Raw genomic sequence first — 1,654 nt, 5'->3', positions numbered from 1 at the left:
ATAGGGTCTGCTTAGAAAGCAAGAAATTGCGTCAGGAGTCGGAATTGAGCGGGTTTTTTCTCATTTTGAGGGCTAGTAAGTGCAGGGTATTATGAGAAAGAACATCAAAAGACGTGCACCAAGGAGCGAATACACCAGTCCTGGCCAGCTTTCCTTTACAGGTTTTGAGACCCCGTTTTACAACCAGCTCGACCCTTCCAACCGTTGGGTTGTGCTGAGCTCCCAGATTCCCTGGGACGATCTGGTGGGGCTCTACAACAGGCACAATCCCCCCAGGGCGACCGGCAGGCCGGCGCTTAATCCCCGTGTGCTGATCGGGGCGGTGATCATCAAGCACATGCTCAATCTGGACGACAGGGAGACGGTCGCACAGATTACCGAAAACATGTACCTCCAGTATTTTCTAGGCTACAGTTCCTACACCGGGGAGCCGCCCTTTGATCCCTCGTTGTTTGTGGATATCAGGAAGCGCCTCAGCCAGGAGCTCATCGGTGAGATGAACGAAAAGATCCACGGTTTTTCCATGAAGAAGTCCTCCCGAAAGGATCCCGGAAAGCCGGACGGTGGTGAAGGGGGACCGGATGTACCGGATCCGGAAACCGGCAACAAAGGGGAAGTCACCTATGATGCGACGGCCTGTCCCCAGGACATCGCCTACCCCACCGACCTGGGCCTGCTCAACAAGGCCCGTGAGATCACCGAGCAGATCATAGACGTGCTGCACCGGAAACGGCCGGAGGGCAAGAAGCCCAGAACCTACCGGAAGATGGCCAGGAGAGCCTACCTGAAGGTGGCCCAGAGCAAGAACCCGTCCCGGCGGGCGATCCGGAAGGGGCTCAAATCGCAGCTCCAGTTTCTTAGGAGGAACTTTGCCACGATTGAAAAACAGCTCGACCGGTTTGGGGATTTTCCCCTCGGGCACAAGCTTCAGCGCAAATACTGGATCATCCAGACGCTGTACGCCCAGCAACTGGAAATGTATGAGACCAACACGCACCAGGTGGCCGACAGGATAGTGAGCATTCACGAGCCCCATGTGCGCCCGATCGTACGTGGAAAGTCCAGGGCAAAGACGGAGTTTGGGGCCAAGATCCACCTGAGCCTGGTAGACGGATACTCCTTTCTGGACACCGTATCCTGGGATGCCTTCAACGAAGGCACGCATCTGACCGATTATGTGGAGAGGTACCGCGAACGGTTCGGGTTCTATCCGGCAAAGGTATTGGCGGACCGGGTGTACTGTAGCAGGGAAAACAGGAAGTGGCTGAAGGAAAAAGGGATAAAGCTGGCCGCTAAACCCCTTGGCAGGCCCTCGGCAAAGGCAGTGGAAGACCACGTAAGGCCAGGAGAGAGGAACCCGATAGAGGGGAAGTTCGGCCAGGCAAAAAACGGGTACGGTATGGCCCGGATCAGGGCAAAGCTAAGCAACACCAGTAAATCGTGGATCGCCTCCATCATCTTAGTGCTCAACCTGGTCAAACTGGCCGGGGAGGCACTCCTATGGCTACGTTTTTCAGCATGGGAGTGGCTCAAATATGAGGCAATGACCTGCGTTGATCCAGTCCTAAGGTACCTGAGAACAAAAACCCGGCTCAGGCTAAGCTCTGAGCCAGGTTTAGCTATATTGAATGTGTGAGTTTTTAAGCAGACCCTA

General features: G+C 55.1%; 1 protein-coding gene. It reads left to right on the top strand.

Features of this window, described 5'->3' with window-relative positions:
• Positions 1–91: 91 nt before the first annotated feature.
• Positions 92–1,636, top strand: coding sequence for an IS5 family transposase (locus tag ADIS_RS20195; protein WP_035807149.1), 1,545 nt, complete (start codon positions 92–94; stop codon positions 1,634–1,636).
• Positions 1,637–1,654 lie beyond the last annotated feature (18 nt).

The sequence above is a fragment of the Lunatimonas lonarensis genome (genome assembly GCF_000390185.1).
Lineage (GTDB): Bacteria > Bacteroidota > Bacteroidia > Cytophagales > Cyclobacteriaceae > Lunatimonas > Lunatimonas lonarensis.
This window is presented reverse-complemented; position numbering and strand designations above follow the sequence as displayed.